Annotated in this window: 15 protein-coding genes and 2 pseudogenes; 6 read left to right on the forward strand and 11 right to left on the reverse strand. The window is 68.1% G+C overall.

All coding sequences use genetic code 11. The features are described 5' to 3' along the window. Positions 1-614: 614 nt before the first annotated feature. Complete coding sequence (locus tag JEK78_RS09660) at positions 615-821, reverse strand: hypothetical protein (protein WP_200263681.1); 207 nt, start codon at positions 819-821, stop codon at positions 615-617. Positions 822-843: 22 nt separating this feature from the next. Then, positions 844-1,248: a hypothetical protein gene (locus tag JEK78_RS09665; protein WP_200263682.1), complete on the reverse strand. Its 405-nt coding sequence runs from the start codon at positions 1,246-1,248 to the stop codon at positions 844-846. A gap of 75 nt (positions 1,249-1,323) precedes the next feature. Here JEK78_RS09665 and JEK78_RS09670 point away from each other — a divergent pair. After that, positions 1,324-2,524 (forward strand): annotated as a pseudogene (locus tag JEK78_RS09670) (IS3 family transposase). Positions 2,525-2,544: 20 nt separating this feature from the next. Here the strand turns inward: JEK78_RS09670 and JEK78_RS09675 are convergent. From JEK78_RS09675 to JEK78_RS09695, 5 genes are all read right to left on the reverse strand, one after another. Next, on the reverse strand, positions 2,545-3,771 hold the full coding sequence (locus tag JEK78_RS09675; RefSeq protein ID WP_200263683.1) for a hypothetical protein: 1,227 nt from the start codon (positions 3,769-3,771) through the stop codon (positions 2,545-2,547). Positions 3,772-3,776: 5 nt separating this feature from the next. Beyond that, positions 3,777-4,703, reverse strand: a complete 927-nt coding sequence (locus JEK78_RS09680) for an ABC transporter ATP-binding protein (RefSeq protein ID WP_200264076.1) — start codon at positions 4,701-4,703, stop codon at positions 3,777-3,779. 2 nt (positions 4,704-4,705) lie between these two features. Continuing rightward, a complete protein-coding gene (locus JEK78_RS09685) occupies positions 4,706-5,095 on the reverse strand; it encodes a hypothetical protein (protein WP_200263684.1) in 390 nt (129 codons plus the stop codon). A gap of 88 nt (positions 5,096-5,183) precedes the next feature. Beyond that, positions 5,184-6,155, reverse strand: coding sequence for a histidine kinase (locus JEK78_RS09690; RefSeq protein ID WP_200263685.1), 972 nt, complete (start codon positions 6,153-6,155; stop codon positions 5,184-5,186). Between the two features lie 34 nt (positions 6,156-6,189). Further along, positions 6,190-7,391 (reverse strand): IS3 family transposase gene (locus JEK78_RS09695; protein WP_200264077.1). Its coding sequence is split into 2 segments (ribosomal slippage): positions 6,190-7,100 and positions 7,100-7,391, totalling 1,203 coding nucleotides; the frame shifts between segments, so codons are not numbered across the junction. Positions 7,392-7,615: 224 nt separating this feature from the next. Between JEK78_RS09695 and JEK78_RS09700 the strand changes: the two genes are divergently transcribed. The 3 genes from JEK78_RS09700 (at position 7,616) to JEK78_RS09710 (ending at position 10,410) form a co-directional block, all read left to right on the forward strand. Beyond that, the gene (locus tag JEK78_RS09700; protein WP_200261518.1) at positions 7,616-9,004 is read left to right on the forward strand and encodes an IS1380 family transposase; all 1,389 of its coding nucleotides are present in this window, start codon (positions 7,616-7,618) and stop codon (positions 9,002-9,004) included. A gap of 297 nt (positions 9,005-9,301) precedes the next feature. Then, the gene (locus tag JEK78_RS09705; RefSeq protein WP_200263686.1) at positions 9,302-9,628 is read left to right on the forward strand and encodes a transposase; all 327 of its coding nucleotides are present in this window, start codon (positions 9,302-9,304) and stop codon (positions 9,626-9,628) included. Positions 9,629-9,633: 5 nt separating this feature from the next. After that, complete coding sequence (locus JEK78_RS09710; RefSeq protein ID WP_242483386.1) at positions 9,634-10,410, forward strand: IS3 family transposase; 777 nt, start codon at positions 9,634-9,636, stop codon at positions 10,408-10,410. Here the strand turns inward: JEK78_RS09710 and JEK78_RS09715 are convergent. Then, a complete protein-coding gene (locus JEK78_RS09715) occupies positions 10,392-12,107 on the reverse strand; it encodes an IS1634 family transposase (protein ID WP_200263688.1) in 1,716 nt (571 codons plus the stop codon). The two genes, JEK78_RS09710 and JEK78_RS09715, sit on opposite strands and share 19 nt — an antisense overlap. Positions 12,108-12,293: 186 nt before the next feature. Between JEK78_RS09715 and JEK78_RS09720 the strand changes: the two are divergent. Then, positions 12,294-12,545, forward strand: a pseudogene (locus tag JEK78_RS09720) (integrase core domain-containing protein); the annotation flags it as partial. A 120-nt stretch (positions 12,546-12,665) separates the two neighbouring features. On the opposite strand, the gene JEK78_RS09725 reads toward JEK78_RS09720, so the two are convergent. The 3 genes from JEK78_RS09725 to JEK78_RS09735 form a co-directional block, all read right to left on the reverse strand. Then, positions 12,666-13,298 (reverse strand): HAD-IA family hydrolase, encoded by a 633-nt coding sequence (locus JEK78_RS09725; protein WP_242483326.1) that lies wholly within the window; start codon positions 13,296-13,298, stop codon positions 12,666-12,668. A 248-nt stretch (positions 13,299-13,546) separates the two neighbouring features. Continuing rightward, positions 13,547-13,873, reverse strand: coding sequence for a DUF397 domain-containing protein (locus JEK78_RS23775; RefSeq protein WP_200263690.1), 327 nt, complete (start codon positions 13,871-13,873; stop codon positions 13,547-13,549). An 8-nt stretch (positions 13,874-13,881) separates the two neighbouring features. Beyond that, the gene (locus JEK78_RS09735) at positions 13,882-14,733 is read right to left on the reverse strand and encodes a DUF5753 domain-containing protein (protein WP_200263691.1); all 852 of its coding nucleotides are present in this window, start codon (positions 14,731-14,733) and stop codon (positions 13,882-13,884) included. A gap of 198 nt (positions 14,734-14,931) precedes the next feature. On the opposite strand from JEK78_RS09735, the gene JEK78_RS09740 reads away from it, so the two are divergent. Beyond that, positions 14,932-15,366: an ATP-binding protein gene (locus JEK78_RS09740; RefSeq protein WP_200263692.1), complete on the forward strand. Its 435-nt coding sequence runs from the start codon at positions 14,932-14,934 to the stop codon at positions 15,364-15,366. The last annotated feature ends 77 nt before the right edge of the window (positions 15,367-15,443 follow it).

The following is a 15,443-nucleotide window of genomic DNA, read 5'->3' on the forward strand; positions in this document are numbered from 1 at the left end:
CACGGCCAGCTCCTCGCGGTTGGCGGTTGGGAAGAGGAGCTCGTCGGTGGTGACGTCCCGGCCGACGGGGACGGTCGTGGACGGCGAGCCTCCGAACGTGAGAGCGCGCAAGGTGCCGGGCCGCGCCTTGGCACCGCCGTCCGACCTGGCCACCGTGCCGCCGGCGATCCGCAGGGGCCTGGTGCCGTACGCGTTGGAGAGGCGGATGCGGATCTTCGTGCCGCCAACGCTGAGCCGGACGACCTGCCGCACGGTCTCGTTGGCGAAGCCTTGTCGGGACCAGTCGCCGTCGGGATCCGACGGCTCCTCGTGGGCCGGTTGTACCGCCGCTCCCCAGGAGGCTGTCCAGTGCGCGGCCCCGGTCATCCCGCGAAGGGGCACTCCGGATCCGGGCCCGGAGTCCGCATGGACACACGCCGCGACCAGCGTTGTCGCAAGCGCCATCAGAAGAGCCCCACCGAATTCCCATCGCCGTGACGGTCGCATACGTTGCACTCCCAGTCATCACTGAGCTGTCGACCTGCGCTGTGTGGATCACCCCCGTTATGGCCCTTATGGCCGGCATCGCGCGATGCGTGGATCCGCAACGCCTCATGCGTCCCTCGTGATGCGCGCTATCGTTCCTCGGACGAGTCCGGCGCAAGGCCCCCGTCGTCGCGGTTCTCCCGCGCGGGTGCGTCGCTGTTCGCGAAGTACGTCGCCACGGACATCAGGATCCGGTTCGCGTACGTGAGCTCCAGGACCTCGTTCTCCAGTTCCGCGATCCTGCGCTCGGCTGGTCCTGCGGGGACGGTCCGCTTGTCCTGGTCTTCCGCCATCATGCGCACTCCTCCCTCGCGGAATTCAGTCCCGGCTGAACCGGCGCAGCACGTTCGTCATGAAGACCATGACGAGCAAAGCCGCTGAGACCAGGACCGTCATCACGGGCTGGATATCTGCCATGTCGCGGCTGGCGCGTAGCGCGCCCATGTAGTCGAAGACAGGCAGACCATTGGCCACCGTGTACCAGAGCGGCAGGTAGATCGCCTGAAAGAGGCGGTGCGTGCGGCTCAGTATGCCCAGAGCCAGCGCCAGCGACGGGATGAACATGGCACCGCCGACCCAGGCGGCCACGCCCGTCCATTCAGCCGCCATCACCAGACGTACGAGGGGTCCGGCACCGACCACGGCCGTCAGCGCGAAGCCCGCGCCCCACTCCGCGGCGACCCGGCGGCGTACCGCGGGGTAGGCGCCGAGTATGCCCTCCACACCGTGGGGCCTTGACCCCGGATCCTGGACACCCGAGACACTTGGATCTTGAAGGTCCAGGAGAACGGATGTCCCGTGGTCATGAAGCACTACCCGCCTGAGTTCAAGGCGGACGCGGTCGCGCTGTACGAGTCGCGGCCCGGGGCGACGATCAAGTCGGTCGCCGCTGATCTGGGGGTCAACCCGGAGACGCTGAGGAACTGGATCCGGGCGGCCGGTGCCGCCCGTCCCCGTGGCCGCCGCCCGGAGGGTCCGGCGGTGCCGGAGTCTTCGCTTCAGGCAGAGCTCGCCGCCGCGCGGAAGAAGATCCGCGAGCTGGAGGAGGAACGCGAGCTCCTGCGGAAGGCCGCGAAGTATTTCGCCGGGGAGACGCGCTGGTGAACCGCTTCCAGTTCGTCTGCGACCACCAGCGCCGATACGGCGTGAAGCGGTTGTGCCAGGTCCTGGGCATCGCCCGCTCCAGCTTCTACTACTGGCGCCGGACCGCACCGGACCGGGCGGCCCGCCGGGCGGCCGACGCCCAGCTCGCCGCACGGATCCAAACCGTCCACCGGGAGTCGGAAGGCACCTACGGTGTCCCCAGGATCACCGCCGAGCTCCGCGAGGACGGTGAGCGCGTCAACCACAAGCGCGTCGCCCGCCTCATGCGCACTGCCGGTATCGCCGGGACGCGCCTGCGCCGCAGACACCGCACCACGGTCCCGGACCCGGCCGCCGCGAAGGCGCCCGACCTGATCGGCCGGGACTTCACCGCCACGGAGCCGAACACCAGGTATGCCGGCGATATTACGTATCTCCCGCTGGACGGTGGGAAGTTCCTCTATCTCGCCACGGTCATCGACCTCGCCTCGCGCCGCCTGGCCGGATGGGCGCTGGCCGATCACATGCGGACCGAGCTCGTCACCGATGCCCTGGACGCGGCGATACGGACCCGCGGCAGCCTCGCGGGGCCGTCATGCACAGCGACCACGGGGCGCAATACACCAGTCGGGCCTTCGCCCACGCCTGCGCGAAGGCCGGTGTCCGCCAGTCCATGAGCGCGGTCGGCAGCTCGGCGGACAACGCGCTGGCCGAGTCCTTCAACGCGACGTTCAAGCGGGAAACCCTCCAAGGCCGCAAGAGCTGGTCCAGCGAGCGCGAAGCCCGGCTCGACGCCTTCCGATGGCTGAACCGCTACAACACCCGACGCCGCCACTCACGACTCGGACAACGCAGCCCGATCGCCTACGAGACGGCACTCGCCGCAACATCAACTACGCTGGCTCAAGCCGCATAGCCCGTGTCCAGGATTCGGGGTCAAGGCCCGTGTTCGTGGCGCTGGGTGCCGAGGCGCGACCAGATCAGCACGGGCCAGATCCAGGCCAGCGGCAGCATGACCCGAGTGACGCCGTCGAGAGGTGCGGAGAGCCCCGCGACCAGAATCACCGCCGCGCCCAGCCACCACCACCAACGCACACCCTGCAGAAGGACCCTGACCTCGCCGGCCCACATACGCAGCGCGACGGGGCCCGGCTCAGGGCTGGTGCGCAGCACGGCCGCGACGTCCGGCCGGGACGGACCGGCCAGGTGAGGTACCTCGTCGATGACGGCTGGCTGACTCACACCCGCAGGGTCTTCGCCCTGGTCGGCGATGCCCGGCATACCAGAGAACCTCCCCTGGCCCTGCAGGACACGAGCGGGGTCGAAACGGCCGAACCACAGGGCGGGCAGCAGGGCGATGGCCACGGCGATCAGAAGCATCGTCACCCGGCCCAGCACATAGTCCGCGGTCGGAGTGAACCCGTCCCACGTGAACAGCTCAAGCGGCTTGTCCAGGTAGGTGAGGCCGAGGCTGAACTCCCCGCTGACATCGACCCCCTGCGCGACCATGTCGGCGTACATCGCTTTGACGACGCTGTTCACGCCGATGCCGTCCAGCGGCAGTCCGGGCCCCTGGCCGGCGGTCGCGATGACGAGCCAGGCACAGAACCAGACCACGTTACCGAGCCCCGTGCGCAGCAGGGGTAGCGATTCGAAGAGGAGGGCGAGCGCCGCCGTCACCGCCACCAGGGGCAGCGCGATGAGCAGGAAGGGCTGCCAGAGCGCGACAAGGTCGACTTGTCTGGACTCCCCGCGCGCCAGCTGCATCACCAGGGCTGTGAGCGCGAGCACCCCCAGCATCGAGGACAGCAGCATGAGATTGCTGAGGAACTTCCCGGCCATATACGCCGAGGTGCGCAGTGGTGTCGCGGCGAGCTGCTGCCCCACCCTCGTCGCGCGATCACGCTCGATGGAGTTGCGGACGATGTAGAAGCCGCCAAGAGTGATCCACAGTCCGCTGGCCAGCGCCGTCACCATGCCGACGTACGCGCTGTTGTAGATGCCGCGGTGGTCCCCCACCTGCATGATCATCCACTTGGCGTCCGGACTGGGCACCGCGACGTAGCCGAGAAGGACGGCCGCGCCGAGGATCACCACGTACGCCGGTCGGCGCACGCGGTCACGGAAGTCGGCGACGGCGAGTCCGGTGAGCATTCGTATCATCGGGTTCACACCGCCCGTGCTTTGTGCTGCAGCCGCCGCTCGCCGAAGCTCGGCGTTCCCTCCTCACCGGATGCCCCTCGGATGACGGTGAGGTAGGCATCCTCCAGGTCGGGCGTCAGTGGCACCGCTCCCTCATACGGCCTTTCTTGCGCGAGGAGGCGTATCCGTACGCCCTCGGTGGTACGCACCATCCGGATGACCGTGTACCGCGACTGAATCAGCGGTACGGAGCCGGGATCGACCAGCACCTCCCACACCCGTCCGTCGGCCGAGCGCAGCAGGGCCTCGGGGGTGCCGCGGGTCCGCAGGCGGCCGTTCGAGACGACCGCGATGTCGGACGCCACGGACTCGATGTCGGAGACGATGTGGGTGGAGAGCAGCACGACCCTGTCAGCGGCCAGGTCGCTGAGCAGATTGCGGAACCTGACCCGCTCCTCCGGGTCGAGCCCGGCGGTGGGCTCGTCCACGATGATCACCTGTGGGTCGGCGAGGAGCACCTGGGCGATGCCGACCCGTCGCAGCATGCCACCGGAGTACTTCCCCAACGGGCGCTTCACGGCTTCGGTGAGGTTGACGAGCTCCAGCAGCTCGTCAATGCGTGCCTTGGCGGAACTGGCGGACAGCCCTTTGGCAGCCGCGAGATACATCAGGAACTCACGCGACGTCAGATTGGGGTAGACCCCGAAGTCCTGCGGGAGGTAGCCGAGTGCCTGGCGCAGGGCCTGCGGCCTGGCGACCGCGTCCTCCCCGTGGAAGAAGAGTTGTCCGCTGGTCGGCCGGGTGACGGTCGCGGCGATGCGCATCAGGGACGACTTGCCCGCGCCGTTGGGGCCCAGGAGCCCCAACATGCCGGGTTTGAGGTTCAACGTCATGTCGTCGACGGCGCGTTTGCCGCCGCGGTAGACCTTGGTGATACCGACGAGGTCGAGCACGGTCACTTCTTCTCCAGCTCGACGTCGTCCTTGGTGACGGCGATGCCCTTCGGCACCTCGACCTCGAACTTGGCGTCGCAGATGGCGAGGCCGCTGCAGCCGGCGTCGATCTCAAGGGTGTCGTCCTTGAGCTCCCACTTCAGGCGCGTGTTGCCTGCCTTGGAGTCGAACCAGCGAGTGACCTTGATGTCCTCCCGGTCCGCCGTGATCACTTTGGTGGCGACCTCATGGGTCTTCAGCTTCAGGGTCTTGCCCGTGTACGGGAAGGCCTTCGTCTCCGGGGTCGCCGAGGAGGCGTCCACGGAGCAGCCGGTGAGGCCCAGCGTGGTGGCGAGGACCGCCGCCAGGGCGAGGGTGGCGGGCCGCTTCGAGCGCGTCGTCCTTGACGGCATGGGTTCCTCCTGAGGTGTCGGGTAGGGCACTCCCAAGATGATTCCGAGCCGGGACCTACCGCACATCTGCCGATCGGCAGATATCTGATCAGGGATGCGCCGTCGTCGGCAGGAGGCACATGACCCGCCAGCCTTCGTCATGCGGGCCGGCTTCCAGGCTGCCGCCGAGAGCACTGACCCGTTCGGCGAGGCCGACCAGTCCTGTGCCGCCGCCCTGCCGGGTGGCGGTGGGCGCGCCATGGCCCGCATCGTCGGCCACGGTGATCTCGACCGCACCATGATCGGCGTTGGGTCGGACGACGATGTCCACTCGGGTCGCACGTGCGGCGTGACGGCGCACGTTGGTCAGGGACTCCACGACGACCCGATAGGCCGTGTCCTCGGCCTCCCGGGACAGGGTGCCGAGGATGCCTTCCGCCATGGACAACCGCACCTTGGTGGTGGACATGGTGGTGAAGCGGTCTGCCAGTTCGGCGAGGTCCGCCAGTCCGTGGAGGCGGGTGGACGGCGACTCGCCACGTTCGCCGTCCGCCGTGCGCAGCGCGGTGACGGTCTGGTCCATGGACTCCAACGCCCGCAGCCCGGCCTTCTCGATCCGGGCGAGGATCTCGCGATACTCCTGCTGCCCAAGGTCTCCCAGCTGGGCTGCCTGGGCCTCCAGGACGATGCCGGTCACCTCGTGGGCGACGAAGTCGTGAAGATCACTGGCGACCTCGAGTCGCTGCTGGCGTCTGGCCTGTATGACGGCGCGGATGCGACGATTCTCCAGGGCACGCAGGTAGAGCCCTACGCCCGCAGCGCAGACTACGGGAAAGAGGGTCAGTGCCGCCGCGAAAACCGACTCCTTGAGCCCCGAGCCCGGCTCGTGGAGGGTGAACCGCAGCGGGAGCAGGAGCGCGGCCGCGCCGGTGAGAGCGCCGGAGACCGCCACGCGGCCGGCGGGTACCCGTCGGATCACGCGCACCAGGACCACGAGCAGCGCGGCCAGTTCGAAGGGTAACCAGAGCAGCGAGAGGCCCGGCTTCCCGAAGTAGCCGATGTCCAGGGCCAGGGAGAGCACGGCGGGGGCCTTGACCCCGAATCCTGGACACGGGCTATGCGGCTTGAGCCAGCGTAGTTGATGTTGCGGCGAGTGCCGTCTCGTAGGCGATCGGGCTGCGTTGTCCGAGTCGTGAGTGGCGGCGTCGGGTGTTGTAGCGGTTCAGCCATCGGAAGGCGTCGAGCCGGGCTTCGCGCTCGCTGGACCAGCTCTTGCGGCCTTGGAGGGTTTCCCGCTTGAACGTCGCGTTGAAGGACTCGGCCAGCGCGTTGTCCGCCGAGCTGCCGACCGCGCTCATGGACTGGCGGACACCGGCCTTCGAGCAGGCGTGGGCGAAGGCCCGACTGGTGTATTGCGCCCCGTGGTCGCTGTGCATGACGGCCCCCGCGAGGCTGCCGCGGGTCCGTATCGCCGCGTCCAGGGCATCGGTGACGAGCTCGGTCCGCATGTGATCGGCCAGCGCCCATCCGGCCAGGCGGCGCGAGGCGAGGTCGATGACCGTGGCGAGATAGAGGAACTTCCCACCGTCCAGCGGGAGATACGTAATATCGCCGGCATACCTGGTGTTCGGCTCCGTGGCGGTGAAGTCCCGGCCGATCAGGTCGGGCGCCTTCGCGGCGGCCGGGTCCGGGACCGTGGTGCGGTGTCTGCGGCGCAGGCGCGTCCCGGCGATACCGGCAGTGCGCATGAGGCGGGCGACGCGCTTGTGGTTGACGCGCTCACCGTCCTCGCGGAGCTCGGCGGTGATCCTGGGGACACCGTAGGTGCCGTCCGACTCCCGGTGGACGGTTTGGATCCGTGCGGCGAGCTGGGCGTCGGCCGCCCGGCGGGCCGCCCGGTCCGGTGCGGTCCGGCGCCAGTAGTAGAAGCTGGAGCGGGCGATGCCCAGGACCTGGCACAACCGCTTCACGCCGTATCGGCGCTGGTGGTCGCAGACGAACTGGAAGCGGTTCACCAGCGCGTCTCCCCGGCGAAATACTTCGCGGCCTTCCGCAGGAGCTCGCGTTCCTCCTCCAGCTCGCGGATCTTCTTCCGCGCGGCGGCGAGCTCTGCCTGAAGCGAAGACTCCGGCACCGCCGGACCCTCCGGGCGGCGGCCACGGGGACGGGCGGCACCGGCCGCCCGGATCCAGTTCCTCAGCGTCTCCGGGTTGACCCCCAGATCAGCGGCGACCGACTTGATCGTCGCCCCGGGCCGCGACTCGTACAGCGCGACCGCGTCCGCCTTGAACTCAGGCGGGTAGTGCTTCATGACCACGGGACATCCGTTCTCCTGGACCTTCAAGATCCAAGTGTCTCGGGTGTCCAGGATCCGGGGTCAAGGCCCGACATAGGCCACGGCGGACTCGCGGTCAGTCTCAGCCTGGATCCACCGCGTGATACTCGGCCTGCGGGCGATGAAAAGAGAAGAGGTGCCTGCTGACCTGGGACGATGGGAGTTCCTACGCCCACACCAGTCCCACGAAGCAAGGCACCTCGTAAGTGAAAGTCTCCCACAGGCCCGCGGAGCTCTTCGCCGCGTTCGACGACCCTGACCTGATCGCGCACGCCGGGCTGGTCCCGACGTTCCGGCTGGCCGAGCGGTGCGGTCTGCCCGCTCTGGTGGCCGAGAAGGTCCACCTGACCACTGCGAAGAACGGGGCCGGTACGGCCGCCGACGCGAAAGCGATGTCGATCGTGGGCGGCATGGTCGCCGGGGCGGACAGCATCGACGACCTGGACATACTGCGTCACGGCGGGCTGCCGCGCCTGTTCGGCGGGGTGCGGGCGCCCTCCACGCTGGGCAGTTTCCTGCGTGCCTTCACCTGGGGGCATGTGCGCCAACTGGAGTCCGCTGCACGGGCGTTCACCTGCCGCCTGGCCGCGCACACCGGCCTCATCCCGAAGCGGGACGAGGTGGTGTTCGTGGACATCGACTCCAAGGTCAAGCAGGTCTACGGCCCTGCCAAGCAGGGCGCCTCCTTCGGCTACACCAAGCAGCGCGGGCTGCACTTCCAGATCGTCACCGTGAAGACGTCCACCTGCGCCCCCGTGATCGTGGCCACCAGGCTGCGCAAGGGTTCGGCAGGCTCCGGCAAGGGCGCGGCGAGTCTGCTGCGCGAGGCACTGGCCACGGTCCGGGCCATGGGCATCACCGCCCAAGTCGTCGTCCGCGCGGACTCGGCGTACTTCTCCCACAAGGTCGTCGATGTGTGCCGCAAGGCCGGCGCCGCGTTCTCTCTGGCCGTCGCGGTCAAGAAGACCATCCGCGAGGCCATCGCGGGCATCCCCGAGGACGCTTGGACGCCGATCAAGTACGCCAGCGCCGTCTGGGACGCCGAGGAGGAACGCTGGATCTCCGACGCCGAGATCACCGAGATCCCCTTCACCGCGTTCACCAGCAAGAAGAAGGCGTTCCACACCACCGCACGGCTCATCGTGCGCCGCGTGAAGCGGCTGAACCCCACCGGCGTGCCCGCCGGCCAGGCCGAACTGTTCGGGGTCTGGCGCCACCATGTGATCTTCACCGACAGCCCCTTCGTCCTCGCTCAGGCCGAGCCGATGCACCGCGAACACGCCGTCATCGAGCAGGTCTTCGCCGACCTGGAAGACTCCGCCCTCGCCCACCTGCCCTCGGGGAAGTTCACCGCGAACGCCGCCTGGTTGACCCTGGCCGCCACCGCCTACAACCTCACCCGTGCGAGCGGCCACCTCGCCTCCGCCTTCCACGCCAAGGCGAGGACCGGCACCATCCGCCGCCACCTCATCAACATCCCCGCCCGGATCGCCACCGGAGCCCGCCGCCTCACCCTCCACCTGCCCGAACGCTGGCGCTGGTGTGACGACTTCACCGACCTGTGGACCGCCACCGGCCAGCGCATGCTCACCTGAACCACGCAGCCGACCTGACCACCCACGACCTGAAAAACCTCGGAGACCCCGCACCGGACGGCCACCCGGCCCATCGTGCTGCCCGCACCCCGAAAGATCACCCCGAGCCCGCCGGATACCGGAGACGAGAATTCACGCGGTGGATCCAGGCTGAGCGCAAAGCGGCCCACATCACCGGCGACACCTACGCCATATTCGAGCAGTCCTTCCAGCTGGACTACCGGCCCCGCACCACCACAGGACCGTGTGAACCGCCCCGGGTGAAGTGGAGGCTCCGTTCCATGTAAGGATTGAGTCATGGCACGACCCTCCCGTTACCCGCTTGAGCTCCGCCGTCGTGCGGTGCGCATGGTCGCCGAAGTGCGCGACGGCCACCCGAACGAGACGGCCGCCTTGCAGGCAGTCGTGGACAAGCTCGGCATCGGTTCCCGCGAGACACTGCGGAACTGGGTGAAACAGCACGAGATCGACGCGGGGACACGTCCGGGGACAACGACGGAGGAGTCCGCCCAGCTCAAGGCGTTGAAGAAGGAGAACGCCGAGTTGAAGCGGGCCAACGAGATCCTGAAGGCGGCGGCGAGTTTCTTCGCGGCCGAGCTCGACCGGCCACACTCACGCTCGTAGCGTTCATCGACGAGCACCGGGACCGCTTCGGCGGGGTCGAGCCGATCTGCAGAACGCTCACCGAGCATGACTGCAAGATCGCCCCTTCCACGTACTACGCCTGCAAGAAACGCCTCGAAACTCCTTCGGCCCGTTCCGTGCGCGACGAGGTTCTCAAGGAGCGGATCCAGGAGGTCTACACGTCCAACTACCGCGTCTACGGCGCGAGGAAGATCTGGCGCGAGCTGAACCGGCAGGGGCATGCCGTGGCCCGCTGCACCGTCGAGCGCCTGATGCGCGAGCTCGGTATCCAGGGCGCGGTGCGCGGCAAGCGCGTCATCACCACGATCCCCGGCGGCCAGGCCGAGCGGGCCCCCGATCTGGTCGACCGCGACTTCGTCGCCGACGCCCCGAACCGGTGCTGGGTCGCGGACTTCACCCACGTGAAGACCTGGGCCGGTGTCGTCTACGTCGCGTTCGTCGTGGACACCTTCTCCCGTCGGATCGTCGGCTGGTCCGCCGCGACCGTGAAGGAGACGGTCTTCGTGCTGGACGCCCTGGAGATGGCGGTCTGGCAACGCGACCGCGACCAACAGCCCGTCCGGCCCGGAGAGTTGATCCATCATTCCGACGCCGGGTCGCAATACACGAGTTTCCGGCTCGCCGAACATCCCGGGTTCGACGTAATTCGGCAGTCTGGAGAGGCGAATCTGGGGCCTGACCTGGGTGGACATGCGTGTGTCCGCCTGGAGGGCGTGTCTCTAGGCGGTGGTGTTCTCGCTGGTCAGCGAGGTGTGGGCTGAAGTGAGACGACCTGCTTGGGGGCGGGGATGTCCAGCTTCGCGAGTAGGTCGCGCTGAGGCTTGGTCAGGGTGGTGACCTGCTGGAACGTGCCGGTGCGGCCGGTGAAGGTGCCCAGATGGAGGCGGTCGAGTTCGCGTCGGATGTGCGGCCAGGTCTTGCCGGTGGTGGTCTCGGTGATCCGGATGAGGAGGAGGGCGAGCCAGCAGAGGATGACGTGGGCTCGGATGCGTTCTTCGAGGCGGTGGTAGACGGGCCGCAGGTCGATGATCTGCTTCATGTCGCGCCAGCCGCGCTCGACTTCGAGCAGTTGCTTGTAGCCCAGCGCGATGTCCTCGGCGCTCAGGTGGGGGTCCGAGCAGCGCAGGAGGTACTTCCCGTCGAGGTTCTCCTCCGCCTTGATCTTCGCCTGGTCGACGCGGAGCTTGCCGGCCGGGGTAGCGCGAAGGTAGCGGTTCAGGCCGGGCTTGTCGGCGATCTTCCCGCGTAGTTCACCCCGCTTGAAGTCGCTGAGCTTGTCGGTGTCGGCGATCAAGCCGGCCAGCTGGGCGACGAGTTGTTCGCGCATGTGCCGGTCACGCTCGGCCGCTTCAGGGTTGTGGCAGATGACGAACCGGTCGGTGTCGGATATCCGCACCTCCTTGACGCGCATGTTCTCGCCGACGTCCTGGTAGCGGCCCTGGCGGAACAGGGCGGCCTGCACCTCGGGACTTCCGGAGCGGAGCTTCTCGCCGATGATGTAGGCGTGGTCGCCCTTGCGCAGGTAGCGGCGGTTGGCGGCGGAGGAGAAACCGCGGTCTGCCACCCACACGATCTTGGACAGGGTCCAGTCCCGCATCTCGTCCTTGACCTGCCGGATCAGCGTCTGGTCGGAGGTGTTGCCCGGCCAGCACCAGCAGCGGACCGGGATGCCGTCCCTGGTGACGGCCATGCCGATCACGATCTGCGGCAGGTCGTCGCGGGAGTCCTTCGACTTGCCGTAGGTCCGAAACCCGGCCTGCCTGGCCTCGTTGTCGTCCACATCGTCGGCGTCCAGGCGCCGGCCCGCGTCGTTGCGGGCGAGGGGCTCGTCGGGCTCCTCCAGTTCGAAGTAGGTGCTGGTGGTATCGAAGAACAGCAGGTCGACCTCCAGGTTCAGCAGGTTCGCGACCTCGTCGAACACCTGCTTCTCCAAGTCGTCCTGCACCTCGTGCAGCCAGTCCATCGCCCGGTAGCAGGGCTGTTCGCCGGTCTCGGCCAGGCCGTCGATGTGCACGTCGTTCGTGATCCACTCCGCCGCCGCGAGCTTCGACGACGGGGCCAGCGCCCGGTTGGCGACCAGGGCGAACAGCACCCGCTCGGTCGCGGTCATGTACCGGCGCCGGCCTCGCTTGGGCTGCCCGACCCGGCCCACGATCTGGTCGATCCGCAGCCGGCGCCACAGCTGGTCGAGCACATAGGCGCCGCCGAACGGCACCGAGGAGACGAACTCCAGGTCCGACGCCGCGGTTGCGGCCAGCGCGTCGCCCGGCTCCAGCAGCTTCGATAGAGACATGACCAGACGCCTGACCGCCTCGCGGTCCAGGTCGTCCTCGCGGCCGAAGGTGAACAGCACCTTCGGCACCGCCCGCCCCTTCACCGGATCCCACTCGTTGTGGGCCAGATGCAGGTACCGGACCGTGCCGGACTTGTTCTCCCGCTTCGTCGTCCTCACGTACATGGATCCAGACGATAGGCCGAAGTAGCAGGCCAACACAGGTGAATCAAGAAAGTCGTGTCTCTAGGCCATTCCAGCCGTTTGCGCCGTCCGCGCCCCGATGACCTGCACCTTCAGCCCGCAAGAGCCTCCAGGACCCTCGAATTACGTCGAACCCAGGAACATCTGGACGCCGCCGGCATCGCCGCCTCGATCGGATCGGTCGGAGACGCCTACGACAACGCCCTGATGGAGAGCACGATCGGCCTGTTCAAGACCGAGCTGATCAAACCCCGACGGCCATGGAAGACGCTGTCCGACGTCGAGCTCGCCACCGCCGAGTGGGTCGACTGGTACAACCACCGACGACTCCACGGTGAGATAGGCCACATCCCACCCGTCGAATGCGAAGCCAACTACTACACCGAACTCATGAAACCCCAGGTCATCACCACAATCTGAGATCTCTACCGAACCCGGGGCGGTTCAGTGGATCCGCAGCAAGTTCAACTCGCTCGTCGAAGCCACGGCCAAATACATCACAACCTCGCATCAGGCGAGACAAACGGGTGCCAGCCTATCTCAGCCGCCCAGCAATACGCCCAATGGCTCACGCAGATCGGCAGGTTCGCGATAGTGCAGACCGGTCATCCCGAGCCCGACTGCGGCTTCGACATTCTCAAACCGGTCATCCACAAAGAGGCACCGATTCATGGCAACGCCCACCTGACTGGCCGCGATCTCATAGATCTTCCGGTCCGGCTTGGCCACCCCCACCCGGGCACTGCTGATGACGTGGTCAGCGAAATCCGCCAGACCCAGCGACGCCAAGTCGTCCTCCAGCTCCACGGTCGCATTGGTCACCAGCACCAAGGGCACGTGCATCCGCACCTGCCGAAGCATGGCGACCACAATGTCGTCCGCCCAGAAGGGCGCTTTGGCGAGCGCTGTCCCCAGCTCACGCGCCTGGGTCTCCGGCACCTGCCCTGCGAGGCCGACCGCGATGGACTCCACCCACTGCTCCTTGGTGATCTCACCGCGAAGCAGTGGAAGGTCTATCTCCGGCGCGTATGCCACGCTCTCGGTCGACCCTTCCGCAAGCCCCGCACTACGTTCGAGGCTTGCCAGCTCCGTCGTGTCATAGAAGCGGATCACGTTGTCGAGGTCGCACAGCACCGCGTCGAAGGGCCTACTGGAGATCTTGGAAGTCGTCACTGCCCTTGGATAGCACAGCGATGGGACACCGGTGCCTCACCTTGAGCGAGACAGGTGGGCGCCCGAGATCTCGCTCAACCTGAGGCAGGTCAGAGCGCTGCCCTGCCTCAGGTTCAGAGAGACCGGACATGAGCCCCCAACGCGAGCCCCGCCGGCGGTGGAACTCCGCGGTCGTGGCGAGCCGGAGGGGGCGATTCCTCCGGCACGGCTCGGTCGAGGAGCCGTCCGGCGGCTGTCGGAGACCGTCCTCAGACCGCCGGCCCGGTCGTCGAAGCCGGGTGGGGCACGTCCCGGTCCCCGGCCTCCGGCACGGGAGGCCGACCCCTGACGGTGGTGTCCGCCGCGGGGCTCGGTGCCGCGCTCCACCGGACGCCTCGCCGCGCGCGGTGCGATGCCTTGACGTGACCGACGAACGCGGTGAAGGCGGTGGCGGTGACGGACAGGACGCCCCGATCGGGGGTCTTGGTGTCGCGGATGGCCATACGGGTGGGCGCCACCTCCGCCACCTCGACGCAGGTGTTGCCGTTCCCGCCGTCCGAGTAGGACGACTTCCGCCAGGGCGGGGCCTCGGTCATGGCTTGCCTCACAGTTCCTTCGCCAGACGGTGGATGAGGTCTCGTGACGCCACGGGACCGAGTGACGCGTTCGCCACTCTGCGGAAGAGCGTGCGAAGTTGCCCCAAGTCGGCCTCGGAGCTGACGAAGGCGGTGCCGGTCGGCGCGTCCCGAAGTACCGTGTCCAGGCGAGGTACGGGCCCACCCGCGTACAGCATGGACGCACCGGCCCCCGCGAACCCGTCCTGGTCGACCGGGATGACGCGAACGACGGCGCTCCCTTCCTCGGTCACGTCGAGAAGCCGACGTAGCTGCGCGAGGCTCCCCCGACGGTCGGTCACTCGGACACGGAGGGCGAATTCGTGGACGATCGTCTCGTATGGTGTGGCCCGGTCCCCGAACACGTTGTCCTGGCGCCTCATTCGATGCTCGACCCTTGGGTCCACCTCGTTCTCGGGCAGGCCCGGCATCATGAACGTGTAGACGGCTCGGGCGTAGTCGGCGGTCTGGAGAAGGCCCGGGACGTGCGTGACAACGATCTCGCGCAGGTAGGCCGCATGGTGCTCGACCTCTGCGGTGTCCATGAAGACCGGAGGTAGCACACCCCGGTACGCCTCCCACCACCCTTGCGTGCGATCGGTCGCCATTGAGGCCAGTGCCTCGACCAACGCCTCGTCCGGGCAGGCGTATAGGGCGGCGAGGCGACGTACCCGTTCGGCGCTCACTCCCGCGACACCGGACTCGATCTGGCTCATCTGGACCGAGTCGGCTGCGAGAAGCGTCGCGGCTTCCCGGGCTCTCATGCCGGTGGCCTCGCGTAGCCTGCGCAGTTCGAGACCCAGGCGAACTCGGCGAGCCGTGAGATGCCTCTTGGGCGGCACCGATACTCCCTTCGCCTCGACAGCCCGGCCACGTACGGCTTCCTAAAGTTGGGAAATGCCGTCGGTGATGTGGGGTGCGCGCCGCGTAGCGCCAGGTCGCTGGGGGTGCACTGCCCTGAGCTGCCTGGTCGACAGACCTGGCGGCGGCCCCGCCCGCCCGTCGTGAACTCTCCTCACGCCACCGAACGGAGCCTACGCATGCCCGAAGTCCAGCCCTGGGAGTACTCCCTGTACGTCCCGAACGACCCTCGCGCCGTCACCGTCGGCCGCCGCACCCTTCGTCTCATTCTCACCGTGCACGGGATGACGCTCCGCGCCGACGTCGCGGAGCTGCTCGCCACCGAACTGATCACGAACGCGGTTCGGCACACCCAAGGGCCTGCCGCGCTGCGGGTGCGATGGGCCGGTGGGGTGCTCAGGATCGGGGCGTGGGACGGTGATCCCCAACCTCCCGAAGCGATGCCTGAGCCCCGGAACCCGGCGCTCTTGGAAGGTGGGCGGGGGCTTGCCATGGTCCGGGCCTGTGCCGACGGATGGGGGTGGCAGCCGCTCTCCCGCTTCGGGAACCGAGGCAAGTGCGTCTGGTGCGAACTCGGCACCGGTGAGCCCGAGGCGATCAGAAGGGCCCCCTAGGGAAAGCGGGCTGCCGGCCTTGGCCGAGGAGGACGGCTCGACTGTGCCGGCCCACCTCCGGCGCCGGCCCGCGGGGG

It is taken from the genome of Streptomyces sp. HSG2, assembly GCF_016598575.1.
Lineage (GTDB): Bacteria > Actinomycetota > Actinomycetes > Streptomycetales > Streptomycetaceae > Streptomyces.